Genomic DNA, 24,803 nt, shown 5'->3' on the forward strand with positions numbered 1-24,803 from the left:
ACACGGCAGGCCGCGCTGCCGGGGCGGGAGTGGCGTGAGCTCGCCCCCGCACTGCTGTCCGGTCCGCTCGGAAACTCCGCCCCGCCGGCGGGTCGGCCGGTGTGATACTCCCGGTATGCGCCTCATCGCCGACGGCAGTACGCCGCTCTCGCGGGCGGTCCTCGTGGACGCGTTCGAGCACGACGACGGATACACCTTCGAGCCGGCGTCTCCGCTCCTCCTCGCCGCGGGCGACCGGCTGCGGTTCGAGGACGGCGTGCTCGTCGTCCTGCGGGACGGCGGGGTACGGCACGATCTCGTCGGCGACTGGTACTGGCGGTGCTGCATCCGCCCCGCTTACCGGCCCGGCCCCCCGCCCGCACGGCGTACCACGGAACGCGCCCGCCCTTAGCCCGTTCTGGGTGAATTCATGGGCGTCGCCGTCTCGTTGACCACGCACCCCGAGCAGTCCCACCTCGCCCTCACCCGTGACGTGCTCACCCGGCGCACCGGATGATCGCTCGTCACTCCACCGTCCCCCACCACGTCCCGCCCCGAGCCGCGTCCGTCGCCGGGTCGCCTGGCGTGCCGTCGCCGAGGGCGAGGCGGGAGACGATCCGGTAGCGGTCGCCCCGGTAGAGGGAGCGGACGTACTCGACGGGTCTGCCGTCCGCGTCGGAGGTGATCCGGTCGAAGAGGAGGGCGGGTGACAGGACCGGGACGTCGAGCAGGGCCGCTTCCTCCTCGCTCAGCACGGTCGGCTCGATCGACTGGACGGCGTGGGCCGGCCGGATCCCGCGCCGCTCCCGCAGATGGGCGTAGAAGCCGCCCTCCATGTGGGCCGCGGTGAGACCGGGGACCAGGTCGGCCGGGACGTGGAGGTGTTCCAGGGCGATCGGGGCGCCGTCCACGTGCCGGAGGCGCGTCACGTGGACGAGTTCCGCCGCGGGGGACATCGCAAGTCTGCGGCCGATGCGGGCGCCGGCCCGTACGGTGCGGAGGGCGAGCACGGTGCTCGTCCAGTCGCCGCGGCTCCGGGGCGCGCCCGCCGCCCGGCGCTCGGCGACCAGCTCCTGGGTGATCTTGTCCGGTGCGACGAACATGCCGCGGCCGTGCTCCCGTACCAGCAGGCCGGTGGCGACGAGTTCGTCGACGGCCGCCCGCAGGGTGGGCCGGGAGACGCCGAGGGCGGCGCAGAGGGTGCGCTCGGACGGGATGGCGTCGCCGGGACGGCGGCTCTCGATCACGGTCAGCAGATGCTCCCGTACGCGCTCCCGCTTCAGCTCCATGCCGTCCACTCCCCCGTGCGCCGTTCCGCTGCGGGTCAGTATGCATCCCCCTCCGTCGAGGAGGTCACGAGGCCGTCGCGGGTGAAGTCGAGGCGGGAGACGATGCGGTAGCGGTCGCCGCGGTAGACCGAGTGGACGTACTCGACGGGGCGGCCCGCGGTGTCGAGGGTGAGGCGTTCGATCAGCAGGGCGGGCGAGAGGACGGGGACGTCGAGGAGCGCGGCCTCGTCCTCGCTGACGACGGTCGGTTCGATCGACTGGGTGGCCTCCTGGACGTGGACGCGGTGGTGCTCCCGCAGATGGTCGTAGAGGTCGCCCGCCTCGAGCTCCTCCGGGGTGAGCGCGGCGCCCACCAGGTCGGCCGGGATGTGCAGGTGCTCGATGGCCATGGGCGAGCCGTCGACCAGGCGGAGGCGGGCGACGTAGAGCAGTTCGGCGGCGGGCGAGAGGCGGAGCCTGCGGCCGATGCGGGCGCCGGCCCGGACCGTGGCGGATTCCAGGACGGTGCTGGACCAGCTGCCCGACGCCGGGGGGACGGTGAAGGCCGCGTCGTCCGGGGCGAGCCGCTGGGTGATCTTGGCGGGGGCGACGAACATGCCGCGGCCGTGCTCCCGTACCAGCGCGCCGGTGGCGACGAGTTCGTCGACGGCCGCGCGCAGGGTGGGCCGGGAGACGCCGAGGGCGGCGCAGAGGGTGCGTTCGGAGGGGATCGGGTCGCCGGGGCCGCCCGCCTCGATCAGGCCCAGCAGGTGCTCCCGTACCCGCTCCCTTTTCAGCACCCCGTTGGAGGAGCCGTCTTTCATGCCGCCCACCCTCATCCCGACTGGTCAACTGGTAAGTCCGATACTAGCCGGAGCTGTTGAGCCCGGACCCCGTGAACAACCCATGTTTTTCAAGGGATTGACGACTTCACTCGGCCGTGCCACCTTCTGGTCACACACCTGACCACTTGACCAATTGGTCAACCATTCATCGAGGTGCCCGTGAAGACTCGTCCCCTCGCCGGCTCCGTCGCCCTCGCGGCGACCGTCGCCCTCACCGCCACGGCCTGTGGCGGACCGGACGACCCGAAGGCCTCCGGCGGACCGGAGAAGGTCACCGTATGGATCATGAAGGACAGCGTCACCGACGCCTTCCTCGACCGCTTCCGCACCGGCTTCGAGGCGGAGCACAAGGACATCGACCTGGACATCCAGATCCAGGAGTGGGACGGCATAGGGGAGAAGGTCACGGCCGCCCTCGCCAGCAAGGACGCCCCGGACGTCATCGAGGTCGGCAACACCCAGATCGCGCAGTACGCGGCGAGCGGCGGCGTCCGCGACCTCAGCGACAGGACGGCCGAGCTGAACGGCGCGGACTGGCTGCCCGGTCTCGCCGAGCCGGGGAAGATCGACGGCAAGCAGTACGGCATCCCCTGGTACGCGGCCAACCGGGTCGTGATCTACCACAAGGACCTGTTCGCCCGCGCGGGCGTCACCACGCCGCCGAAGACACAGGCCGAGTGGCTCGCCGTCACCGCGAAGCTCAACCGCGGCAGGACCCAGGGCATCTACCTGCCCGGCCAGAACTGGTACACCCTCTCGGGCTTCATCTGGGAGGAGGGCGGAGACCTCGCGGTCAAGGACGGGTCCGCGTGGAAGGGCGCTCTCGACACGACCCAGGCGCGTGCCGGCATGGACTTCTACCGGCGGCTCCAGGCCCTCGGCAAGGGCCCCAAGGACTCCGACGAGGCCAGGCCTCCGCAGGCCGAGGTCTTCGCCAAGGGCGCCGTCGCCCAGATCATCGCCGTACCCGGCGGCGCGAAGATCGTCGAGGAGATCAACCCCGCGCTCAAGGGCAAGCTCGGCTTCTTCCCGATCCCCGGCAAGACCGCGGGGAAGCCCGGCGCGGTCTTCACCGGCGGCTCCGACCTCATCGTGCCGGAGGCGTCGACCCACCCGGAGGCCGCGTACGAGGTGGTCAAGGCGCTCGCGGGCGAGAAGTGGCAGACGGACATGGCCAGAACCATGAGCTACGTGCCCAACCGCACGTCGCTCGCCCGGGTGATCCAGGACGACGAGGGGACGGCGGCCATGGCCGCGGGCGCGGCGCAGGGCCGGGCGACACCGAACTCCCCGCAGTGGGCGGCCGTCGAGGCCACCAACCCGATCAAGCAGTACATGACCGCCGTGCTCACCGGTACCGATCCCGCACAGGCTGCCGCGACCGCCTCGCAGAGCATCACCAAGACCCTCGGCCCGTGAGCGGCCCCGCCGTACGGCTCCCCGACCGGTCGCGCCGAGCGGCCTTCTGGCCCTACCTCCTGGTCGCCCCCACCGTCCTCGGCGGTCTGCTCCTCCTCGGGTATCCCTTCGTCCGCAATCTGCTGATCTCCTTCCAGGAGTACGGCATGGGCGAACTCATCCGCGGCGACGCCGCGTTCGTGGGGTTCCGCAACTACCGGACCGTGCTCGCCGACCCGGAGTTCTGGGAGGTCGTCCGGCGCACCTTCTGGTGGACCCTGGTCAACGTCGTCCTGATCATGGTGATCGGCACGCTGGTCGCCCTGATGATGCAGCGGCTCGGCCGGCGGATGCGGATCCTGGTGACGACGGGTCTGGTCCTCGCCTGGGCCAGCCCGGTCATCGCCACCACGACCGTCTTCCAGTGGCTCTTCGCCTCCCGGCTCGGGGTCGTCAACTGGGTGCTCGTACGGCTCGGGTTCGAGTCCTTCGAGGGGTACTCGTGGCTGGCGGACGGCCCCGCCGCGTTCACCGTCCTGGTGCTGCTGGTGGTCTGGCAGTCGGTGCCGTTCGCCGCGATCACGCTGCACTCGGCGCTGCTGACCGTCCCCGCCGAGCTGTACGAGTCGGCCCGGCTCGACGGGGCGGGGGCCCGGCGGATCTTCCGCTCGGTCACGTTCCCCCTGCTGCGCCCGATCTTCGGCCTCGTCCTCTGCCTTGAGGTCATCTGGGTGTTCCGCTGCTTCGCGCAGATCTGGGCGGTGACCAAGGGCGGACCGGGCGAGGCGACGACCACCCTGCCCGTGTACGCCTACCGGGTGGCCCAGTCACTGCACCGCTACGACCTCGGGGCGGCCGTGTCCACGCTCACCGTGCTCCTCCTCGTGGCCGTGCTGATCGCCTACTTCCGCCAGATGCTCCGACAGGAGGCCCACCGGTGACACCACGCGCCCTGCGCCGACTCCCCCTGAACACCGCGGCGGCGCTCGTCTTCGTCCTGGCCGTCTTCCCGGTGTACTGGATGGTCCTCACGGCCTTCCGGCCGACCCGCGACATCCAGTCCGAGACACCGAGGTTCCTGCCCGTCTCCGTCACCCTGGAGCACTTCCGGAACGCCGTGGCCGCCGACGGGTTCTGGATCTTCTGGCGCAACAGCCTGCTCGTGACCGCCGGTTGCGTCCTGCTCGCCCTCGTGGTGGCACTGGCCGCGGCGTTCGCCGTCGCCCGGATGAACTGGCGCGGCCGGCGGGGCTTCATCCTCATGGTCTTCATCGCCCAAGTGGCACCGTGGGAAGCGCTGTTGATCCCGATGTACGTGATCGCCCGGGACGCCGACCTGCTCGACCGGCTCGCGACCCTCAGCCTCGTCTACTTCATGGTCACCCTGCCCTTCACCATCGTGACCCTCCGCTCGTTCCTGGCGGCGGTCCCCGCCGAGCTGGAGGAGGCCGCGCAGGTCGACGGATGCACCCGCACCGCCGCGTTCCGCCGGGTGACGCTCCCCCTGCTGGCTCCCGGACTGCTCGCGACCTCGCTCTTCGGGTTCATCACCGCCTGGAACGAGTTCGCCTTCGCCAACATGCTCATCATCAAGAACCAGGACGACCGGACCCTGCCCGTCTGGCTGTCGTCCTTCTCCAATGTCTTCGGCACCGACTGGGGCGCCACCATGGCCGCCTCCACCCTCTTCGCCCTGCCCGTCCTCGTCCTCTTCCTGGTCCTGCAGGGCCGGGTCGCCGCCGGAATGACCGGCGGAGCCGTGAAGGGATAACGCACCGCGATGCCCCAGCCCCGACTCGTCCCCGAACCCACCCACCTCCAGCTCCTGCCCGGCACGTTCACCTTCACCGACTCGACCGCGCTCAAGGTCTCACCGGGCGCCGAAGGCGCGGCGGGACTGCTGCGCACCCTGCTCGGCCCGGCGACCGGTCTGCCGCTGCCCGCCCGCGCGGACGGCTCTGTCGTCCTGGCGCTCGACCGCGCCCTCACCGGGCTCGGCGAGGAGGGGTACGGCCTCACCGTCGGCGCCGAGGGGGTGCTGCTGCGGGCCGCCCGCCCGCAGGGGCTCCTCGCCGGCGTCCAGACCCTCCGCCAGCTGCTGCCCGTCGAGGCCCTTCGCGCCGAACCCGTGGCAGGCGTCGCGTGGTCCGTTCCCTGCGCGCAGATCACCGACACCCCGCGCTTCCCCTGGCGCGGCTCCATGCTCGACGTCGCCCGCCGCTTCCGGCCGGTCTCCTACCTCCGGCGGTACGTGGACCTCCTCGCGCTCCACAAGCTCAACGTCCTCCATCTCCACCTCACCGACGACCAGGGCTGGCGCATGCCGGTCGCCGCGCTCCCCCGGCTCACCGAGGTCGGCGGAGTGCCGCACGGCGGTGCCTACACCCGTACGGAACTCGCCGGTCTGGTGGCGTACGCGGCGGAGCGCGGCGTCACCGTCGTGCCCGAGATCGAGATGCCGGGGCATGTCCGGGCCGCGCTCGCCGCCTACCCCGAGCTCGGCAACCATCCAGGCCGTACATATGACGTCTGGGACCGGTGGGGCGTGTGCGACACGATCCTCGGCGTGCACGACGGAGCGCTCGACTTCTGCCGCACCGTCCTGGACGAGGTGATGGACGTCTTCCCCTCCTCGTACGTGCACATCGGCGGCGAGGAGTGCCCCACGACCGAGTGGCACGACTCGCCCGCCGCGCGCCGACGGGCGGCCGAGGAGGGACTGCCCGGACCCGCGGGGCTGCACGGCTGGTTCATGGAACAGATCGGCCGGCACCTCCTCGACGCGGGGCGGCTGCCGCTGAGCTGGACCGAGAACGGCGCCGACCTCCCGCCGTACTTCACCGTCATGCCCTGGCGCGACGCCGACCACGGTCGTACGGCCGTCCGCCGCGGGCACCGCGTCGTCATGGCGCCCCACCGCACCACCTACCTCGACTACCCCCAGTCGACCAGCCCCGCCGAGCCGCCGGGCCAGGCCGGGGAGGTCGTCGACCTGCGCACGGTGCACGGCAACGAGCCCGCTCCGGCGGACTGGACCCCGGCGGAGGCCGCCCAGGTCCTCGGCTCACAGGTGCAGTTGTGGACCGAGTACGTGCCCACCACCGCGCACGCCGAGTACCTCACGTTTCCACGGCTCTGCGCACTCGCCGAGGTCGTCTGGACCGGTCGCCACGACTGGCCGGGCTTCCAGGAGCGCCTTCGCCACCACCGGGCCCGGCTCGACACCCTCGGTGTGCCGCGCCGTCTGCCCCCCGCGCCCGCGCCCCTCCTCACCCCCGCCCCGTGACCCCGCCCGCCGACCGGAAGCACCCCTCGGCAGCACCCCACCCAAGGAGAGGAACCACCATGAACGACCCCACAAGGAGCAGGAGCCTGCGGATCCGTGCCGCGCTCGCCGTCGCCGCGGTGACCGGACTCGGTGCCACCGCCCTCACCGCCCTGCCGGCGGCGGCCGCCGGCGAGGCCGTCACCGTCCAGTACCGGCAGAGTTCGACCGGCGGCGACCAGGTCGAGCCCTGGCTCAAGGTGGTCAACACCGGCCCGTCGAGCGTTCCGCTGAGCCAGGTCAAGGTGCGCTACTACTTCAAGGCCGACGCGGGAGCCTCGTACACCTACGCCTGCTCCTGGGCCGTGAAGGGCTGCGCGAACCTCACCGGCACCTTCGGCACCCTCGCCAACCCCACCGCGACCGCCGACCGCTACCTGGAGATCGGCTTCACCGCCGGCGCCGGCTCCCTCGCGCCGGGCGCGGACACCGGCGACATGCAGCTGCGCTTCCACCGGTCCAACTGGCAGTCGCTGAACCAGAGCGACGACTACTCCTTCGGGCCCGCCCAGACGACGTACGCCAACTGGTCCAAGGTCACGGCGACCGTGGGCGGCGTGCCGGTCTGGGGCACCGCCCCGGCGGGCAACGAGCCCACCCCGACGCCCACCGACCCGACCACTCCCCCGACCACCCCGCCGCCCAACGGGGCCGCTCTCTTCGACGACTTCGACTACAGCGGGCACAGCGACCCGGCGATCGGCGCCCACGGCTGGAGCGTCCGCTCCAACTCCGGCGGCCCCGGGGTGCCGGGCGCCACGTGGGCGCCCGAGAACGTCACCTTCGCCAAGGAGGGCACGAACTCGATCATGAACCTGCGGAGTTCGACCGCCGGGACCGGCGAGTCCACCCGGCACACCGAGATCCTCACGCGGGCCTCGAAGTTCAGGAACGGCACGTACGCGGCGCGGGTGCGCTTCTCCGACGCGCCGGTGTCGGGTCCGGACGGCGACCGTGTCGTGCAGACCTTCTTCACCATCAACGACCTCAAGGCGCCGATGGCCGACGACTACGCCGAGTACGACTTCGAGTACCTGCCCAACGGAGGCTGGGGCGAGCCGGCCAACATCCTCTACACGACGTCGTGGGAGACCTACCGGCCCGACCCCTGGGAGGCCGTCAACCAGCACTCCGAGGCCCGGACGAGCTACGCCGGCTGGCACGACCTGGTGCTGACCATCGACGACAACGCGATCGTCTACTACGTCGACGGCCAGGAGTTCGGCCGGCACGACGCCCGGTACCTGCCCGAGCGACCGATGTCGATCAACTTCAACCAGTGGCTGATCGACCTCGCCGGCCAGACCTCGACGACACCGCGGTCCTACGACCAGAAGGTCGACTACGTCCTGCACGTCAAGGACCAGGTCCTGACCCCGGCGCAGGTGGCCGCGAAGGTGGGGGCGTACCGGACGGCGGGCACGACCTTCCAGGACACCGTGCCGGCCCCGTAGGAGGCCGTCCCGGTGGGCCGCCGTCCCGCGGGGGACGGCGGCCCACCGGCAGGGGTCAGGTGGTGCGGCAGGTGGGGTCGTCGACGGCGCTCACCGTGTACGGGGGCCGGCCCGGCGGCTCGTCCAGCTGGCTGTTCACCACGTAGAGGCGGCAGCCGTGCCGGGCGAGGGTGGTGGGCAGGTCGAAGGGTTCGCCCGTGAGGCGATGGGTCACCGTTCCCGTACGCAGATCCTCGTCGAGGCGGGCGATGTACACGCCGTGCGGGGCCCCGTAGTTGAGCACGGCGTAGAGCGTCCGGCCGCGCAGCACCATGCCGTCGGGTCCGAAGGACTCCTCGCCGAGGGAGAGCCGGGTGACGGTCCGGCCGGCGATGTCGACGCGCCAGACCGCCTCGGTGCCGTTGGAGGCGACCAGCAGGGTGGTGCCCGACTCGTTCGCCACGATGCCGTTCAACAGCCAGTACTGCGCCGGGAACTGCGGGAACGCCTCGCGGATGTCGAGCCACGGTTCGAGGGGCCCGAGGGTGCCGCCCCGCGTCTCCGCCCGGTACACCACGGGGTTGGCCCAGTCGGTGACGTACACCGCGTCCTTCGTGACGGTCAGGTCGTTGAGGTCGGGTGCGCCGAGCGGTCCGCCGGCGGCCGTGCGGGTGGCGAGCAGGCGTCCGTGCCGGTCGTGGACGGTCAGGGTCGCTCCGCCGACGGAGAGGACACGGCCGCGCCGGTCGGTGTGGACCCCCAGGGTGCTGGTACGGCCCTTCAGCCCCCGCGCGGGGAACGGCCGCAGGTCCGGGCGGCCGATGTGGCCGCGGTACAGCGCGCCCGTGCCGTCCGAGGACACGTACAGGGTCCCGTCGGGGGTGACCGCGATCCCCTCGGGGAGTACGCCGGGGGCCCGGGAGACGACATAGGTGTCGGGCAGGTCCCGGGCGACGGCGGGACCGGGCGCGCCGGCGAGGGCGGCCAGCAGGACTGCGGCGAGAAGGCAGGCGGTTCGGGTGGGGGCGCGGCGCATGGGTGTTCCTCCGGGTGGGATGCGTCGGGGGAGCTCGGCGAGCGGGTCGGTGAGGTGGACACGGGAAGCGTGCTCCCTCGCCTTCGGCGACGCATCGCCTTTCACGTGCAGGCGAAAGGGTTCGCCACCCCGTCGCGAAGAGGCCCCTTGTCACGCCTTGTGAACGGTCCGCCGTCCCCTCTGGGGGAGAACGGCCGCGGGCCCGATAATCGGTCGGCATGATCCGCCTTCACTTCACGGCCGCCGATCTGCGTCGGATCACGCTCGCTCCGACGGCGAACGCGCTGTCGGAGACCGTTCTGAGCATCCGTCTGGGCCTGTGTCCGGGTCCGCGCCGAGGTGCGCGGGTGCGGGCCGCGGCCCGGCGGTTCCACGAGTCCCTGCCGGGTGGCGGGAGCGCCGGGGCGGGTGTTCTCGCCGAGCTGCTCACCGAGCACGGGTTCGTCCCGGACTTCCTGCTCCAGCCGTCGGCGCACGATTTCTCCGAAGCCCTGGAGGCGGCCGCGTCGACGCCGCGGGAGCGGCTGGCGCTTGATCTCGGGATACCGGAGGTCTCCGGCTGGAACGGCGGCCTGGGCCGCCCCGGCCGGTGGGCCCACGACCTGGTCCAGGGCGCACCGGCCGCCTGCGCGGCCCTGGTCGCCGACACGCGCGGCTACTTCCGTACGGTGATCGAGCCGCTCTGGCCACGGATCCGCAGCGACGCCCTGACCGACCGGGCGCTCCGGGCGGAGATGCTGCTGCGCGGAGGTGTCGACGCCCTCCTCACCACGCTGGGCACCACCTGGAACTGGCAGCCGCCGACGCTGCACCTGCCGTCCGCGTCGACCTACGACATCCCGTTGTGCGGGCGCGGCCTGCTCCTCGTTCCGTCGTGGTTCGCGACCGGCCCGATGGTGATGTACCGCCCCGAGGCGGCGACCGTGCTCGTCTATCCCCTGTACGACGACGGCGGCGGCGCGGGCCACGCGGACGGGTCCGGTGAACGGCCGGAGGCGCTGGCGGCGCTGCTCGGGCGCAATCGTGCGCAGGTGCTCGCGCTGCTGCGGTCTCCCGCCACCACGACGGCGCTCGCCGAACGCGCGGCGCTCTCGCTCGCGGCCGCGAGCCAGCACGCGGGGGTCCTGCGCGGGGCGGGTCTCATCACCACCGTGCGGACGGGCACGTCGGTGCTCCACAGCCTCACCCCGCTCGGCGCCTCCCTGCTGGCCGGGGGCTGAGCGGGCGCGGCACGCCGTGTGGAGGCCGGGCCGCTCCATGGGGCGCCGGACCGCCCGGGGGCACCGATCGGCGCAGGGGCGGGGGTCGCCGCATGCCGGTCGGGCGTCGTCGGGGGATGCTGGGAGGTATGGGTGGTACTCCCGGGGAGCGGCGGCTGACGAAGGCGCGGCTCCCGCCCGCCTACGCGGCGGCCGTACGGCGGTCGGTGCGCGTCACGGTCGCCGCCGCCGCCGGCTTCTACCTCTTCCTGTACGGCTTCGACTCGGCCGTCGCCGCCACCTACGCGCTCTTCGCCGCGGTCGCGATGGCGGGCCTCTCGCACATCCCCGGCACCGGACGGCAGCGCGCCGCGACCCTGCTGCCCGTGGTGCCCGCCTGCTGGGTGCTCATCACGGTCGGCACCTACCTGTCCGTGCGGACGTGGAGTGCGGTCCTCGGCATGCTGGTCATCGGATTCGTCCTGGCCTTCATGGCCGTGGGAGGACCGCGGCCGGCCGGCGCCGCTCCGGGGCTGCAACTGATGTACATCCTGCCGTCCTTCCCGCCCTACGTCCCCGAGTCCCTCGGCGAACGGCTGGTCGGAGCCACGGTCGGCCTGGCGCTGCTGATCCTCGCCGAGGCGTTCCTGCTGCCGGATCGCGCGCCGGGCGTGCCGTACCGCGAGCTCGCCGCCCGGGCCGCCGACCACGCGGGGCGCTGCGCCGACGACCTGGCGTCCGCCCCGTACGCGCTCGGCGACACGGCACTCGGGGCGGCCCGGGAACTCAGCGGCGGCCTGCGGTCCTCACGGGTGCCGGAGGCGGAACGCCCCGCGGGCCCCGGGGTCAGGGCCCGCGCCCTGGCGCACACCGGTCTGGCCGCCCGCACGCTGCTCGGGCGGCTGGTGTCGCTTCCGCCGCCGCCCGGCGGCCCGGCGGAGGCCCGGACGTGGCCCGATGTGCTGCGCGCGGTGCGTGACGCGTGCCGGGAGACCGCGTCCCTGCTGCGCGGCCGTGAGAGTCCCGGAGACGCCCGCTCCCGGCTCCAGGAGGTCCGACAGGCCCTCGCCGAGGGCGCCGAGCCCGGTGCCACACCCGCCGGGCTGCGCCGCCACGCGGCGGTCCTGGAGGTGGCCGACGCCGCGCTCGCGATGTCCACGGCGGCGGAGATCGCCGTCCGGGGCAGGGCCGCCCCGGCGGCGGCACCGGGCCGGTTCTGGTACGCGCGGATGCGGGCACCCCAGCTGTGGTGGCGGCGGCTCTCGGGCCACGCGGGGCAGCGATCGGTGTTCTTCCAGAACGCGGTGCGCATCGCGTTGGCGCTCGCGGCGGCACGGACGATCGCCGGCCTCGACACGCTGCCGCACGGGTTCTGGATGCTTCTCGCGACGCTCACCCTGACCCGTACGACGGCACGGGAGACGCGGAGCACGGTGCGGGTGGCACTCACCGGAACCCTGGTGGGGGCGGTCGTCGTGGCCGCCCTGCTCGCTCTGGTCGGGACGGACACGACGGTGTACGCCGCCGCGCTGCCACCGCTGATGCTGGTCGCCTTCACGCTGGGTCCGGTGAAGGGAGTGGGCTGGGCCCAGGCGATGTTCACGATGGTCGTCGCCCTGGTCTTCGCCCAGCTGGCCCCCGCGACCTGGCAGCTCGCCGAGTTCCGGCTCCTCGACGTGGTCGCGGGCAGCGCGGTCGGCGCCGTGTTCGGGCTGCTCGCCTGGCCCAAGGGCGCCCACGACGAACTGCGGCGGTCGGTGGCGACGATGCTCCGGAGCGCCGCGGAGGCGGTGGTGGCGACGATCTCGCAGCTCGCCACGGGCGGGGCGCGCGCCCCCGTGGCCACCTCGCCGGGCAACCGGTCGTTGCAGCACGCTCTGATCATGGCGGAATCGGCGTACGCGCAGTACCGGAGCGAGCCGAAGGCGCTGGACACGGCGGGCGACACACAGGACTGGCAGGCCGCCCTGTTGTCCGGTCACCACACGCTGTGGGGCGCGGACCGGCTGCTCGTGCCACCCGAGCCGACCGTCGTCCCGCCCCTGCCCCAGGAGTCGGCCGAGGCGGTGACGAGGATCGGAGACCGGGTGGCGGCGGGCATGCTGCTGGTCTCCGCCCGTCTGGACCCCATCGGCGACACGCCGGGCACGCCGGTCGCCGCCGGAGCACGGGACTTCGCCGATTTCGACGTCGAGCCGCCGGGGGCCCCTCGGCGGTACTACGCGGCCGTGGAGTGGCTGGATTCGCTGATGACGGACATGGAGCGGCTCGCAGGCCATCACAAGTGAGCTGTGCCACAGAGGAATTGGCTGTGCAGGGCCCGTGCCCTGGGGTTCTGGAGGACGACAGCGATGCGTTAGCACGGCGGCAGCGGGACGTGAGTGGCGCACGGGAACCTGGAGGGGACCACCGTGGCCGGCACGCCGGCCACGGACAGCACCACAGCAGACCGGTCATCGGCAGAACCAGTCATCGGCAGACCACGGGGACCTCACCATGCGGCCAGGCACGGACGGTCGAGGCGAGTGAGAAAGTGCAGGTAGCGGAAGTGCTCACCAAGCGGGTGACGGTGACCGTCCACGCGTCCGATCCACTCAGTCGGGCCGGGCTCATCAGCCACTTGAGGCATCAACCGACCGTCGACGTCGTCCCTGACCAGGACGACCTCTGCCGGGACTCCCCGGCGGTCGCGGTGATGCTCGCCGAGCGGATCGACGAACCCACCACGGCCGAACTGCGGCGCCTGTTGCGCGGCAGGGACCAGCGTGTCGTGCTCGTCGCGCGCGAGCTGCGCGAGCCCGACCTGCTGGCCGTCGTCGAGTACGGGGTACGGGCCATCATCTGGCGTCACCAGGCCACCGAGCAGAGACTGCTGAGCGCCGTGCACACCGCGGCGCGCGGCGAGGGCGAGCTCCCGCCCGACCTCGTCAGCCGGCTCCTGAACCAGGTGGGTCGCCTGCAGCGGGCGACGACGGCGGGCGCGGCCGCCGGAGGGGCGGCGCCGCTCTTCGGGATGGCGCCGCGCGAGGTGGACGTCCTGAGGCTGCTCGCCGAGGGGCTCGACACACGGCAGATCAGCGAGAAGCTCGCCTACTCCGAGCGCACCGTCAAGAACATCCTGCACGCGCTGATGACGCGTCTGCAGCTCACCAACCGGGCGCATGCCGTCGCGTACGCGCTCCGTGAAGGCTACATCTGATGCTCCATGAGATCGACGAGGCACTGCGCCGGCTGCTCACGCCCGCCGTCGAGGGCGATGTCGCCTTCGACGCGCCGACCCGCGACTGGGCGGCGCGCCGCAACGCCCCGACCCTGAACGCCTACCTGTACGACATCCGGGAGGACGTGGCCCGGCGCGAGCGCGGTGCCTACGCCGAATGGGACTCCCAGGGCGTCGTCACGCGCAAGCGTCGACCGCCACGCTGGTTCCGGCTCTCGTACCTGGTGACCGCCTGGACCTCCCGGCCCGAGGACGAGCACCGGCTGCTGTCGGGGGCGATGGCGCTGCTGCTCCCGCACGAGGTGCTGCCCGGCGAGGCGGTGCCCGAGTCGGTGCGCTCGATCACCACCCAGCTGCCGATCTCCGTCGCGGTGCCGCCCGCCGAGTCGCGCTCGCTCGCCGACATCTGGTCGGCGCTCGGCGGTGAGCTGAAGCCCTCGCTCGACGTCGTGATCACCACGCCGTTCCCGGTGACGCCGGTGTACGAGGTGGCTCCGCCGGTCACCGAGGGGGAGATCGTGGTAGGGGGCGTCGCGGGTGTGCCCGCCGCATCGAGGCCCCGGACGATACGGCGCGCGGGGTCGGCGCGGGTGACCCGTCAGGCCCGCACGCCCGAGGAGGCCAGGGGGGCGATGGACGCCGCCGAGAGCTCGGCGGCGTTCGATGCCCTGGAAGGCTTGGAAACCCTGGAGAGCGGCACCGGCGGCGGCTCGCAGGACGGGGCCGGCGCATGAGCGACCTCCGGGCCGTCCCCGGTTCCCCGCTGCTCGCCCACCTCGCCGTCCTGCGTGCGCGGGTCGGCGCGCTCGTCGACGTACGGAGTGCGGTCGACCCCACGGCCGGTGATCCCCTGCGCGGGCTGTACGTGTCCGCGGAGGCAGCACGCCGGACAGCCGCCGGACCGGTCACGGCCGGCCAGGGGGCGCATGAGGCTCGCGAGGATCAACAGGCGGAAGACGACACTCACGACACGCACCACACCCACGACACGCACCACACCCACGACGCCCGCCACACCCACGACGCCCACGACGGTCCTTTCCCGCTGCCTGACCTGGGCCGGGACGATCGCCTCGGTGCGCTCGCGCGGACCTTCGGGCTGTCCCCGCTCGACGCGCACATCCTGCTCGTCGCGCTCGCGCCCGATGTGGACCGGGGCTTCGAGGCGCTGTACGGGTACCTCAACGACGATGTCGGGCGGCGCCGCGCCACGATGGCGCTCGCCCTCGACCTCGCGGGCAGCGGCCCTCACGACCCCGCCGCACGTGACCGTTTCCATCCGGCCGCGCCGCTGCGCTCCGGGGGCCTGCTCGACGTCGAGGACGAGGACCGGCCGCTGCCGGGACGTGCCCTGCGCGTACCTGAGCGGGTGGTGGCACACCTGTTGGGCGACGACACGCGACTGGACGCCCAACTGATGGAGGTCGGACTGGAGTTGTTGACGCCTACCGTGGCCGGTACGGAGTCGGGCGTGGCGACCACGCCGCTCGGTGAACGGGTCGCGGTCGCCGGACCGGTCACCGTACATCTGCGGGAACGCGTGCCGGGAGCCGCCACGGACGCGGTCGTCGCGGCGCTGCGCGGGGCCGGGCGGCCCGTCCTGCGCTACCGGCCGGAGTGCGTCGACGCGACGGTGGCCCGGGCGGTGCTGCGTGAGGCGCGGCTGCGCGGTGCCGCCGTGGTCGTCGAGCCGCTGCCGCAGCGGCCCGGGCCGCTGGTGCGTGCGCTCGCCTCGTCCGGTACGACGGTGGTCCTCGCCGGCGCCGACGCGCCCGACCCCGGCTGGGCGCCGGACGCGGAGCTGCTGGCCCTGGAAGCGCCGGGCGGCGCGGTCGGCACCGGCGAGCTGTGGCAGCGCGAACTCGGGCCCCTGGAGGGTGACTTCGATCTGGCGGAGGCCACTGCGGCGTGCCGGCTCGGCGGCGATCAGATCCGTCGCGCGGCTCGTACGGCGCGGGCGCTCGCCGCCTTCGAGGGCACCGCGCCGACCCTTGCGCACGTGCAGCACAGTGCCCGACTGGTCTCCGCGCCGCTGCTCGACAGCCATGCCCGTCGGATCCGGCCGGCGGTCGGTTTCGCCGATCTCGTGCTGCCCGAGGAGCCGTTGGGTCTGCTGCACGAGCTGACCGCACGCGCCCGTCACAGGGACCGGGTGCTCGGGGAGTGGCGGCTGCGCACCGGTGGCGGGCGCGGGCGAGGTGTCGTGGCGCTGTTCGCCGGGGAGTCGGGCACCGGCAAGACGCTGGGCGCCGAGGTGGTGGCGGGCGAACTGGGCCTGGACCTCTATGTGGTGGACCTGTCCTCGGTGGTCGACAAGTACGTCGGAGAGACCGAGAAGAACCTGGAGCGCATCTTCGTCGAGGTGGACCGCACGGACTGTGTGCTGCTCTTCGACGAGGCGGACGCGGTGTTCGGCAAGCGGTCCGAGGTGAAGAGCTCGCACGACCGGTACGCCAACCTGGAGAGCGCGTATCTGCTGCAGCGTCTTGAGTCGTTCGACGGGATCGCGGTGCTCACCACCAACCTCCGGGCCAACATCGACGACGCGTTCACGCGCAGGCTCGACGTGGTCGTGGACTTTCCGTTCCCCGGCCCCGAAGAGCGCGTGTCGCTGTGGAACTCCTGTCTGTCGGGCACCCCGAAGGCGGCGGACGTGGCCGAGGAGATCACGCGCTGCGCCAAGGAGTTCGAGCTGGCGGGCGGTGCGATCCGGTCGGCCGCGGTGACGGCCGGCTATCTGGCCGCGGCCCGTGGCTCGGCGGTCACGGGCGAGGACGTACGGGCGGGGGCACGGCGCGAGTACCGCAAGGCGGGGCGGCTGGTCCTGGAGGGCCGGGCGCCCTGGGCCCCCTGACGGCGGGAACGGCACGGAGGAGAGGGGTCACCCGTCGGGTGGCCCCTCTTTTCCGTCGTCGACTGCCCCGGCCTCAGGTCACATGACGCTGCCGCCGATCATCTTGCGGAGCGTGGCCCAGTCGGTCGTGCCGGTCGCGGGCAGACCGACGGCCGTCTGGTAGGCGCGGATCTTGTCCGCGACCTGCTTGCTGTACGTGCTGGGCGACTCCTTGTCCGTACGGAGGTACGCGATGCCCTGCCGCGCGAACGTGCGCTCCCTGGCGAGGTCCGTGGGGCTGGACTCCCGGTTGTACGCCCACCAGAAGGCCGCCGTCAGCTGGGTGGTCTGCATCGTGGTCGAGCCGGGCTTCACCGTGTCGGGAGTGATGCGCTGGGCCCACAGGGACACGAGGGTCGCGCGGCCGAGCTCGCCCTCGGTGTCCGTCAGGAAGATCTCGGCGGAGTTCTTCTGCTTCTCGACGCCGTCCTTGTAGACGAGTCGCTGGTAGCAGATGAGCGAGTTGCGTGTCGCCGTGTCGATCACGCCCGGGTTCCAGCCCGGCTTGAGCGTGCACGCGTTGCCGAGCGACGCGAGGCGCTCCTGGGCGAACTCCACGACGTCGTCCTTCGGGTAGCCGAGGCGCCAGGGCGGCACGCTCACCGGAGCGGCGGGCGAGACCGGAGGCGGCTCGTTCCCGCCGTCACCGGGCTGCGAACCGCCCTCGGTCGGTTCGCCGCCACCGCCGCCGTCGCCTCCACCGCCACCGCCGGGCGCGCCGCCCTCGGTCGGTCCGCCGCCGTCGCCGCCGTCGCCCGGGTCCTCACCCGTCCCGTCGCCGCCGCCCGGCGACCCGCCGTCCGTCAGGGGCGGCAGGTCGCCGGGCGGCTTCTCGCCCGGGGTGGGTCCGCCGCTCCCGTCGAGCGGGGGCGGCGCGTCGGGGAGCGTGTCGCCGGTGCCCTGCGGCACGGGCCGGGGCGCGTTGGTCGCCCGGAGGTCCTTCGCCGCGCTGACGACCTTCGGAGAGAAGTTGATCCAGAGCACGACGAACGCGATCACGGCCGTCAGCAGGAGTCCGCCCGCGACGACGAGCCAGTTCCCGAAGACGGGACGCTGGTCGAAGGTGGCGTCGAGGTCGAGGGCGGTGTCGTCGCCGGCCCGCCGGACGGCCACGGTGAACCGGTGCGACTCCTCGCCGCCGGTCCATCGCACGGCCTGCGGCCGCACGACCAGTTCACCGAATGCGGCGCGGCCGGGGGCGATCTGCACGGCGTTCGGCCGTACGTCGAAGGTGAGCCGGTTCGCCTCGTCCCGCGCCACCAGGGACGCGGTCAGCGGGGTGTTGCCGAGGTTGTCCACGGCGATACGGGCCCGCCCGCGGAGGCGGCCGATCAGGGCGGGCGGCAGCAGTTCGGCGCGCGTCTCGGTGAAGGGCGTGATGGTCAGCCGCCCCTCCACCACGTCGCGGGCGCCGGAGTTCTCCCGGGGGTCGACACGGATGCCGTACGCGAGGGGCCCGGCCTCCACGTCCGAGGAGCGGGGCGGGGCGAAGGAGATCTCGGCGGTGCCCTCGCTGCCCGGGTAGAGGCGGAGCACGTCCGGCTCGATCCGGGACCAGCCCGAGGGTTTGCCGACGAGCGAGAGGCGGTATTCCTCGACGGTGTCGCCGGTGTTCCGCACCCGCAGTCGGGCGCCGGCCCGTGCTCCGGGCTCGACGGTCACCTCGGCCGGGTCCAGAGAGGTCCACATGGTCATGGGCGAACGCTAAGGGCGCGGGTGGGGTGTCCGGCTGCCCGAAAGTCCCTGCTCGGGGGCAGCGTGACGTGCCCCGGCAGCCCGTCGGCGGCGGCGGGAGCGACACAGCGCCCGGGTCCGGGGGCCGGGGAGCGCGAACCGCCGGTCGGACGTCGGGTGTCGGATGTCCGCGAGGGCAGTCCGCCCTGCCCTCGTGAGCGCCCGTTCTCCCCTGCTCGGCGCGGCGCGGTTCGGCGAGAGTCGGAGGCGTACGACCGCTGTCCACGGTCGGGGGGAGGGCGAGCGGGACGAGGTCGAAGCACCGCAGCACGCCGGACGCGGGCAACCGCACGCCCCACGCTGTGACACCGCAGAGCCACCGCATTCCGCAGAACCACGCCCTCCGAGGAGAACCCGCACCATGCCCACGTACCTGTCCCCCGGCGTCTACGTCGAGGAAGTCGCCAGCGGCTCCCGTCCCATCGAGGGCCTCGGAACCTCTGTCGCCGCGTTCGTCGGGCTGGCGCCCGTCGGGCCGCTCAACGAGCCCGTGCTCGTCACCAACTGGTCCCAGTACGTGGCGTCGTTCGGTGACTTCACGGACGGGTACTACCTCGCCCACTCCGTGTACGGGTTCTTCAACAACGGCGGCACCGCCGCGTACGTCGTGCGCGTCGGCGGTGGCGACGCGCAGGGCGCCACGCGTGCCGTCGGATCGGCCGCCGCGTCGGTGGCCGCGGCCGCGCCGCAGCTCGTCGCCGGTGAGGCCGTCGCACTCGGCACCTTCAGGGTCGCCGCGATCACGGCCGGATCCGAGGCCGGCGGGGCGCTCACCGTCGACGTGCAGGACGTCGAGGGCGAGGCCGAGCGCTTCAAGCTGGTCGTCAAGGACGGCGAGAAGGTCGTGGAGAGCTTCGACGCCTCCGCCAAGAAGAGCGCCCGCAACTACGTGGTCGCGCAGGTCAAGCAGCGTTCCAAGACGATCGTCCTGGAGGAGGCGGCGGCCGGCGGGCAGCTCGCCAGGCCCGACGCGCAGTCCGTGACGCTCGCCCCGCCCGTGCGGACACCGGCTCAGGTCGACGCGGGCGCCGATGTCGCCGCCGCACTGGAGTCCGGGCAGTTCATCGGCGACTCCGCCGACCGCACCGGCTTCGGCGGCCTGGAGGCGTACGACGAGATCAACATGGTCGCCGTGCCCGACCTGATGGCCGCCTACCAGCAGGGTCTCATCGACCTGGAGCAGGTCAAGGCCGTCCAGATCGGTCTCATCGCGCACTGCGAGCTGATGGGCGACCGGATGGCGATCCTCGACCCGCCGCCGTCGCTGAACGCCCGCGACATCCGCAAGTGGCGCCAGGAGATCGCCGGTTACGACTCCCCGTACGCGGCCCTCTACTACCCGTGGATCAAGGCCTTCGATCCGGCGAGCGGCCAGACCCGGGTGGTTCCGCCGTCCGGCCACATGGCCGGCGTCTGGGCGCGCAACGACGCCGAGCGCGGTGTCCACAAGGCCCCCGCCAACGAGATCGTCCGCGGCGCCGTGGACCTGGAGCTGCAGATCACGCGCGGTGAGCAGGACCTGCTCAACCCGATCGGCGTGAACTGCATCCGCGCCTTCCCGGGCCGCGGCATCCGGGTGTGGGGCGCGCGGACGCTGGCCTCCGACCCGGCGTGGCGCTACCTGAACGTCCGCCGCTACTTCAACTACCTCGAGGAGTCGATCCTCGTCGGGACGCAGTGGGTCGTCTTCGAGCCCAACGACCCGTCGCTGTGGGCCCGTATCCGCCGCAACATCTCGGCCTTCCTCGTCAACGAGTGGCGCCAGGGCGCGCTGTTCGGCCAGCGCGCCGAGGACGCCTTCTACGTGAAGTGCGACGCGGAGACCAACCCGCCGGAGTCGGTCGACCTCGGCCGCGTGGTCTGCGAGATCGGCATCGCCCCGGTGAAGCCGGCCGAGTTCGTGGTCTTCCGGCTCGCGCAGATCCAGGGCGGCGGGGGCGAGCTGGAGGAGTAGTCCTCCCTCCTCGCCCCCCGTACCACTCGTCCCCCCTTCCGGCCCGGGTCGGAGCGCCTGCCGCGCCCGGTCCCGCCCCTCGAACAGGAGTGAACCCCCATGTCCCTCGACACCGGTGACGCCCTCACCACCCACAATTTCGGCCTGCAGATCGACGGCGTCATGGTCGAGACCCTGCAGGAGATCAGCGGCCTCTCGATGGAGCAGGACGTCATCGAGTTCCAGCAGGTCTCCGCGGACGGCAAGCCGATCATCAAGAAGCTGCCCGGCGTGAAGAAGGCCGGTGAGTGCACGGTGACCCGTGGCGCGACCCAGTCCGCCGCGTTCACCGAGTGGATCACGTCGTCCATCGCCGGCGACATGGGCGCGGCCCGCAAGGACGCGTCCATCATCTTCCTGGACTACCAGCTCACCGAGGTCAAGCGGTACAACCTGCGCAACGCCTGGTGCACCAAGGTGGAGTTGAGCGCCACGAAGGCCGGCGACGCCGCGGCCCTCACCGAGCAGGTCACCATCACCTTCGAAGAGCTGACGCTCGGCTGATGCGACGCGAGGGATCGGCGGGCACGCAGCAGGGCCGCCCACAGGAGCCGCTCCGTACGGAGTTCGAGTTCGAGCTGCCGCGCGGGTTCGTCGACGAGGCGGGCACCGTGCACCGCAACGGGGCGATGCGGCTCGCCACGGCCCGGGACGAGCTGCTCCCGCTGCGCGACATCCGGGTCCGCGAGAACCCCGCGTACCTGTCCGTGGTGCTGCTGGGCCGGGTCATCACCCGGCTCGGCACGCTCCCGTCGGTCCACGACGGGACGGTGGAGAACATGTTCGCCTCCGACCTGGCGTTCCTCCAGGACTTCTACCGGCAGATCAACGCGGAGGGCCACACCCGGGCCGCCGTGGCGTGCCCGCACTGCGAGGAGTCCTTCGAGGTCGAGCTGGCCGGGAGCCGCCTGGGGGAATCGTGACGTACGCGGCCGACCGGATCGAGGAGGAGACCGCGTACCTCGCCTTCCACTTCCACTGGGGCATGGACGACATCCTCGATCTGGAACACGCGGACCGGCGGAGGTACGTGGCCCAGGTGGCGTCGCTGGTGGAGCGGTCGCAGGCGTGACGACAGAACAGGGAAGGGAGGGTGGAGGGAACTGTGGGCATGTTCGGGAAGTGGCGGACCGCGCGGGGCGCGCAATCCGGTGTACGCGAGGAGAGCGCGGCGTCCGCCGCGCCGACGGCGGCGTCCGGGGACGCGTGGCGGGCGTTGCCGCCCGTGCAGCGGGTCCTGGCGGACGGTCCGCGGACCGTCGCGGAGTACGGCTTCTCCGCGTCGCTCGCGACCCATTGGAACCCCTCCTTCCAGAGCGACCTCGGCCACGGCGCGGTGCCGGACGCACCGGGCGGCGTCCTGCTCGACGCGGTGCGGGCGGTCCCCGTGCCCTCCCCCGGGGAGCGCGAGTCGGCCGGGCGGTCCCAGGCGGCGGAGCTGCCGGGGCTGAGGTTGCCGGTGGCGGGATCGGCGGGTCCGGCGGGGTCGGGCCAGGAGACGGCTCCGTCCGTACAGCGTGCGCCCGCTACGTCGCCGGCCGGTCGACCCGGGCCACTCCCTCGTCCCGTACGGGGGGAGGCCGCGGCCGCTCCGGTACGGGGTGGCGGCGCGGCGCGCGAGGCCGGGAACGCGGGCGCGGCCTCGGGTGCGCCCCGCTCGGCGCCGCCCGCCGTCCAGCGGGTGGCCGGTCGGGGGACGGACGACCGGATCGCTCCGGCGTCCGCGCCCGGGGTCGGCGCGGCCGGTAGCGCGCAACCGTCGTCCGACGGCGCCACGCGGCCGAGCCCTGTACGACCCGCGCCCGTTCGGCGGTCACCGCTGGTCTCCGCACGGCCCGTGCAGCCGCCACGGCGACTTGCTCCGGCAGGTGCCGCGCGCCCCACGGGCGCGGTCGGGCCCGGCACAACGCCGGTCCAGCGGATAGCGACACCTGTCCGTACACCGGAGAACGAGGCGCGTCCCACGGATGCGCCCGACACCGCCGCACCGGAGCCTTCGGCTGCCGGTCGGCCCCAGAACGTCCCGGGTCCCGCATCCCCCGGCGGGCCCGGGACTCCCGGCCTGACGCCCGGCACCCCCGTGCAGCGCCGCCCTCCCGTACGCCGTTCGCGGCGCGCACCGGGCGGCGACTGGAGCACGACGGCGTCGACGCCGCCCGTGACTCCGGCGGCCCAAGCCGCCCCGGCGGGGCCGGCGGGTCCGGCAGTGCCGGCGCCTCAGGCGGGTCCTTCGACACGGCGGGCGTCGGCGCCCGCCGGTCCTGCGGCACCGGTGCAGAGGGCCGGTTCCGTCGCACCCGCGAGGCCGGGGGCACAAGGACCCCAGCACGGACCCGCCCGGTCGGCGCGCCCGTCGACTCCGGCCACCCCGGTGGCCCCCACCGTCGCCCGGTCCGCCTCCCCCGCGCCCGCCGCTGCGTCGGCGACCCGGTCGACCACACCGACCTCGGAAACCCCAGCGCCTCCGGTGGCCCGGGCTGTCGCCAAGGCCGCCTCCCCGGCCGGCCCCGTGACTCCTTCGGTCCCAGGGGCCCGGACATCCGTCCCGTCCGTCCCCGCGACCGGCGCGGCAGCCACGCCCGGCTCGGCCTCGACTGCACGCCCGTCGACTTCGGCACCCGTCGCCGCGCCCTCGCCTTCGCCCGCGCCGGTACGTCCCACGACGGCCTCGCCGGCATCCCCGGATGCCTCCGTGCCCGTGGCCCGATCCGCACCCGCACGCACCACCTCGCCGAAGTCCCAGGCCGGCCCGACCCCTCCGGCGCCCCTGGTCGCACCGGCGTCCACCCCCGCCCCCGCCCCCGTATCGCCGGCCACCCCGCCGCCCCCGACCAGGCCAGGACTCGGCGCTCCCGTGCAGCGCGCCACCGCCGACGCGCGGACATCGCGTGCGAACCCCGCGCCGCGGAGGTCTCCGATCGGCGCGCCGATCGCACGCCCGTCCGCGGCACCGCCGACGTCTGCTCCGGCCACGGCACCCTCACCCGCCCCGAGCGTCCCCGCCACCCCGACCCGGGCGGCCTCCCCCGTCCCGAGGCCGGCCGAGTCCGCGCCCGTACAGCGGTCGGCCGCGCACCAGCATCCGGCGCCGATCGTCCCCGCAACCCCCGCGAGCCCCCTCGCGAACGTACCCACCGGGCCGTCGACTCCGCCCCCCGTCCAGCGCGCCGCAGCCGCACCGCGGCCTCAGCCCCCCGCCGACTTCCCCGCGTCCGCGGTGCCCACCGCCCAGCACGCCCCCGTCACCACCCCCGCACCACGGCCCGTCGTCACCGTCACCGACCTCCCCCGCGCCACCGCGCCGGCCGTGCAGCGGCGGGCCGTCCGGCCGCTGGCCACCGCCCGGCCGCTCACCCCGGGCCTGCCGGACAGCGCGAGTACCTCCTCCAGCGCCCCGGCTCCCTCGGCCGCGCCCGGTCCCCGGCAGCCCACGCCCGTGCCGGTGGCACCGTCCGCCGTTCCCCTCTTCACACCGACCGCCGCCCCCGCCCCCACTGTCGCCCCCGCCGCCACCGTTCAGCGCACGGCCGCCGCTCCGCCCCGCAGCGGCACCGTCGCACCCCAGGGTTCTCCCCGTCCCGTCGTCCCCCTCGCCCGGCCGTCCGCCGCGCGGCCCGTCGCCCGGCCGGTGGTCCAGCGTCAGTCCGCCACCGGAGCGCCCCCGTCGACGGCGCCCGTGCCCACGGCGACGATCCCCGTGGTCACCCCCACCCCGCTCCAGCGGACCTCGGCCGCCCAGGCCCCCGCTTCCGCCGCGCACGCGCCGCGCGCCGCCACGACCGTCAGCCGGGCCGCCCCGGACGCGCCCTCCGCGTCCGTGCGGCGCACCGCCGCCCCGGGCTCCGCCGAGCCCGATTCACCCACCCAGCTCGACGAGTTGGCGCGTCGTCTCGTCACCCCGCTCTCGCGGCTCCTCCGCGCCGAGCTCCGCGCCGACCGCGAGCGCGTGGGCCGCCTCCGCGACCACGGCCGCTGACGGACCCCAGGCCTCACCACCACCCCGCCCACCCCTGACCGCACCGATCCGAGAGACCCGCCACCATGCCCCAGCAGCCGGACCCCGCATCCACCGTCTTCTTCAAGCTCACCATCGACGGCGAGGACCTCGGCGTGTTCAACAGCTGTGACGGTCTCTCCTCCGAGGTCGAGGTGGAGCAGCGCAGGGAGGGGGGCAACAACGGGTTCGTCTGGCAGTTGCCCACTCGTGTCACGTTCTCCACCATCCGCCTCACCCGCCCGCTCACGCCCGAGACCGCGAACGTCGCCGCCTGGATCTCGTCGCTCGCCACCGGGATCACCCGTCCGACCGCGCAGATCGCGGCGCTGCGCGCCGACGGGTCGATCGTGGCGCAGTGGGGTCTGGTGGAGGTGCTGCCGGTGCGCTGGACGGGGCCGACCCTCGACCCGGCCAGTCCGGCCGTGGCGACGGAGACCCTGGAGATCGCGCACCACGGGTTCACCGACGCGGGAGGCGCCTGAG

General features: G+C 73.5%; 21 protein-coding genes. 17 read left to right on the forward strand and 4 right to left on the reverse strand.

Annotated features, from left to right (window positions below; all coding sequences use genetic code 11):
* Positions 1–115 precede the first annotated feature (115 nt).
* The gene (locus ACIP84_RS02025) at positions 116–391 is read left to right on the forward strand and encodes a hypothetical protein (protein WP_401793396.1); all 276 of its coding nucleotides are present in this window, start codon (positions 116–118) and stop codon (positions 389–391) included.
* Positions 392–503: 112 nt separating this feature from the next.
* On the opposite strand, the gene ACIP84_RS02030 is transcribed toward ACIP84_RS02025, so the two are convergent.
* Positions 504–1,268 carry a GntR family transcriptional regulator gene (locus tag ACIP84_RS02030; protein WP_401793399.1) on the reverse strand — a complete coding sequence of 255 codons (765 nt, stop codon included), beginning with the start codon at positions 1,266–1,268 and terminating at the stop codon, positions 504–506.
* Between the two features lie 35 nt (positions 1,269–1,303).
* Complete coding sequence (locus ACIP84_RS02035; RefSeq protein WP_355967575.1) at positions 1,304–2,071, reverse strand: GntR family transcriptional regulator; 768 nt, start codon at positions 2,069–2,071, stop codon at positions 1,304–1,306.
* A gap of 180 nt (positions 2,072–2,251) precedes the next feature.
* Between ACIP84_RS02035 and ACIP84_RS02040 the strand changes: the two genes are divergently transcribed.
* From ACIP84_RS02040 to ACIP84_RS02060, 5 genes are read left to right on the forward strand one after another with little or no spacing between them, the layout of a single operon-like run.
* Positions 2,252–3,511, forward strand: coding sequence for an extracellular solute-binding protein (locus tag ACIP84_RS02040; RefSeq protein ID WP_401793402.1), 1,260 nt, complete (start codon positions 2,252–2,254; stop codon positions 3,509–3,511).
* The gene (locus ACIP84_RS02045) at positions 3,508–4,431 is read left to right on the forward strand and encodes a carbohydrate ABC transporter permease (protein ID WP_401793405.1); all 924 of its coding nucleotides are present in this window, start codon (positions 3,508–3,510) and stop codon (positions 4,429–4,431) included. Before ACIP84_RS02040 ends, ACIP84_RS02045 begins: the two co-directional genes overlap by 4 nt.
* A complete protein-coding gene (locus ACIP84_RS02050; RefSeq protein ID WP_187624841.1) occupies positions 4,428–5,261 on the forward strand; it encodes a carbohydrate ABC transporter permease in 834 nt (277 codons plus the stop codon). Before ACIP84_RS02045 ends, ACIP84_RS02050 begins: the two co-directional genes overlap by 4 nt.
* Before the next feature lie 9 nt (positions 5,262–5,270).
* Positions 5,271–6,776 (forward strand): beta-N-acetylhexosaminidase, encoded by a 1,506-nt coding sequence (locus ACIP84_RS02055; protein ID WP_401793409.1) that lies wholly within the window; start codon positions 5,271–5,273, stop codon positions 6,774–6,776.
* Between the two features lie 59 nt (positions 6,777–6,835).
* Positions 6,836–8,269 carry a cellulose binding domain-containing protein gene (locus ACIP84_RS02060; protein WP_355967585.1) on the forward strand — a complete coding sequence of 478 codons (1,434 nt, stop codon included), beginning with the start codon at positions 6,836–6,838 and terminating at the stop codon, positions 8,267–8,269.
* A gap of 55 nt (positions 8,270–8,324) precedes the next feature.
* Here the strand turns inward: ACIP84_RS02060 and ACIP84_RS02065 are convergent, their stop codons facing one another.
* Positions 8,325–9,284 carry a hypothetical protein gene (locus ACIP84_RS02065; RefSeq protein WP_401793412.1) on the reverse strand — a complete coding sequence of 320 codons (960 nt, stop codon included), beginning with the start codon at positions 9,282–9,284 and terminating at the stop codon, positions 8,325–8,327.
* Between the two features lie 218 nt (positions 9,285–9,502).
* On the opposite strand from ACIP84_RS02065, the gene ACIP84_RS02070 reads away from it, so the two are divergent.
* The 5 genes from ACIP84_RS02070 to ACIP84_RS02090 all read left to right on the forward strand — a co-directional run bounded on the left by ACIP84_RS02070 (position 9,503) and on the right by ACIP84_RS02090 (position 16,557).
* The gene (locus tag ACIP84_RS02070) at positions 9,503–10,504 is read left to right on the forward strand and encodes an ArsR family transcriptional regulator (protein ID WP_401793415.1); all 1,002 of its coding nucleotides are present in this window, start codon (positions 9,503–9,505) and stop codon (positions 10,502–10,504) included.
* A 128-nt stretch (positions 10,505–10,632) separates the two neighbouring features.
* Positions 10,633–12,771 (forward strand): FUSC family protein, encoded by a 2,139-nt coding sequence (locus ACIP84_RS02075; RefSeq protein WP_401793418.1) that lies wholly within the window; start codon positions 10,633–10,635, stop codon positions 12,769–12,771.
* 260 nt (positions 12,772–13,031) lie between these two features.
* Complete coding sequence (locus ACIP84_RS02080; protein WP_401793421.1) at positions 13,032–13,682, forward strand: LuxR C-terminal-related transcriptional regulator; 651 nt, start codon at positions 13,032–13,034, stop codon at positions 13,680–13,682.
* Complete coding sequence (locus ACIP84_RS02085) at positions 13,682–14,437, forward strand: DUF4255 domain-containing protein (RefSeq protein ID WP_401793424.1); 756 nt, start codon at positions 13,682–13,684, stop codon at positions 14,435–14,437. Before ACIP84_RS02080 ends, ACIP84_RS02085 begins: the two co-directional genes overlap by 1 nt.
* Positions 14,434–16,557: an ATP-binding protein gene (locus ACIP84_RS02090; protein WP_401793427.1), complete on the forward strand. Its 2,124-nt coding sequence runs from the start codon at positions 14,434–14,436 to the stop codon at positions 16,555–16,557. Before ACIP84_RS02085 ends, ACIP84_RS02090 begins: the two co-directional genes overlap by 4 nt.
* 78 nt (positions 16,558–16,635) lie before the next feature.
* Here ACIP84_RS02090 and ACIP84_RS02095 read toward each other — a convergent pair whose 3' ends face one another.
* Complete coding sequence (locus ACIP84_RS02095; protein WP_401793430.1) at positions 16,636–18,291, reverse strand: hydrolase; 1,656 nt, start codon at positions 18,289–18,291, stop codon at positions 16,636–16,638.
* Between the two features lie 400 nt (positions 18,292–18,691).
* Here ACIP84_RS02095 and ACIP84_RS02100 point away from each other — a divergent pair, with 400 nt between their 5' ends.
* The 6 genes from ACIP84_RS02100 (at position 18,692) to ACIP84_RS02125 (ending at position 24,802) form a co-directional block, all read left to right on the forward strand.
* A complete protein-coding gene (locus ACIP84_RS02100; protein WP_401793433.1) occupies positions 18,692–20,284 on the forward strand; it encodes a phage tail sheath family protein in 1,593 nt (530 codons plus the stop codon).
* Between the two features lie 99 nt (positions 20,285–20,383).
* The gene (locus ACIP84_RS02105) at positions 20,384–20,827 is read left to right on the forward strand and encodes a phage tail protein (protein ID WP_055604137.1); all 444 of its coding nucleotides are present in this window, start codon (positions 20,384–20,386) and stop codon (positions 20,825–20,827) included.
* A complete protein-coding gene (locus ACIP84_RS02110; RefSeq protein ID WP_030317097.1) occupies positions 20,827–21,246 on the forward strand; it encodes a hypothetical protein in 420 nt (139 codons plus the stop codon). Before ACIP84_RS02105 ends, ACIP84_RS02110 begins: the two co-directional genes overlap by 1 nt.
* Entirely contained in the window at positions 21,243–21,395 is a 153-nt protein-coding gene (locus ACIP84_RS02115; protein WP_167346856.1) for a DUF6760 family protein, read from the forward strand. The genes ACIP84_RS02110 and ACIP84_RS02115 overlap by 4 nt, the downstream gene beginning before the upstream one ends.
* 2,145 nt (positions 21,396–23,540) lie before the next feature.
* Entirely contained in the window at positions 23,541–24,299 is a 759-nt protein-coding gene (locus ACIP84_RS02120; protein ID WP_401793438.1) for a hypothetical protein, read from the forward strand.
* Positions 24,300–24,364: 65 nt separating this feature from the next.
* On the forward strand, positions 24,365–24,802 hold the full coding sequence (locus tag ACIP84_RS02125; protein ID WP_030317091.1) for a phage tail protein: 438 nt from the start codon (positions 24,365–24,367) through the stop codon (positions 24,800–24,802).
* The last annotated feature ends 1 nt before the right edge of the window (position 24,803 follow it).

Origin of the sequence: Streptomyces sp. NPDC088707, from assembly GCF_044752725.1 — a bacterium.
Lineage (GTDB): Bacteria > Actinomycetota > Actinomycetes > Streptomycetales > Streptomycetaceae > Streptomyces.

Excerpts from the sequence above, each read along its gene's own strand:
- ACIP84_RS02025 (WP_401793396.1), top strand. The coding sequence starts at position 116 with ATGCGCCTCATCGCCGACGGCAGTACGCCGCTCTCGCGGGCGGTCCTC.
- ACIP84_RS02030 (WP_401793399.1), bottom strand. The coding sequence starts at position 1,268 with ATGGAGCTGAAGCGGGAGCGCGTACGGGAGCATCTGCTGACCGTGATC.
- ACIP84_RS02035 (WP_355967575.1), bottom strand. The coding sequence starts at position 2,071 with ATGAAAGACGGCTCCTCCAACGGGGTGCTGAAAAGGGAGCGGGTACGG.
- ACIP84_RS02055 (WP_401793409.1), top strand. The coding sequence starts at position 5,271 with ATGCCCCAGCCCCGACTCGTCCCCGAACCCACCCACCTCCAGCTCCTG.
- ACIP84_RS02060 (WP_355967585.1), top strand. The coding sequence starts at position 6,836 with ATGAACGACCCCACAAGGAGCAGGAGCCTGCGGATCCGTGCCGCGCTC.
- ACIP84_RS02065 (WP_401793412.1), bottom strand. The coding sequence starts at position 9,284 with ATGCGCCGCGCCCCCACCCGAACCGCCTGCCTTCTCGCCGCAGTCCTG.
- ACIP84_RS02070 (WP_401793415.1), top strand. The coding sequence starts at position 9,503 with ATGATCCGCCTTCACTTCACGGCCGCCGATCTGCGTCGGATCACGCTC.
- ACIP84_RS02075 (WP_401793418.1), top strand. The coding sequence starts at position 10,633 with ATGGGTGGTACTCCCGGGGAGCGGCGGCTGACGAAGGCGCGGCTCCCG.
- ACIP84_RS02085 (WP_401793424.1), top strand. The coding sequence starts at position 13,682 with ATGCTCCATGAGATCGACGAGGCACTGCGCCGGCTGCTCACGCCCGCC.
- ACIP84_RS02090 (WP_401793427.1), top strand. The coding sequence starts at position 14,434 with ATGAGCGACCTCCGGGCCGTCCCCGGTTCCCCGCTGCTCGCCCACCTC.
- ACIP84_RS02095 (WP_401793430.1), bottom strand. The coding sequence starts at position 18,291 with ATGACCATGTGGACCTCTCTGGACCCGGCCGAGGTGACCGTCGAGCCC.
- ACIP84_RS02100 (WP_401793433.1), top strand. The coding sequence starts at position 18,692 with ATGCCCACGTACCTGTCCCCCGGCGTCTACGTCGAGGAAGTCGCCAGC.
- ACIP84_RS02105 (WP_055604137.1), top strand. The coding sequence starts at position 20,384 with ATGTCCCTCGACACCGGTGACGCCCTCACCACCCACAATTTCGGCCTG.
- ACIP84_RS02110 (WP_030317097.1), top strand. The coding sequence starts at position 20,827 with ATGCGACGCGAGGGATCGGCGGGCACGCAGCAGGGCCGCCCACAGGAG.
- ACIP84_RS02125 (WP_030317091.1), top strand. The coding sequence starts at position 24,365 with ATGCCCCAGCAGCCGGACCCCGCATCCACCGTCTTCTTCAAGCTCACC.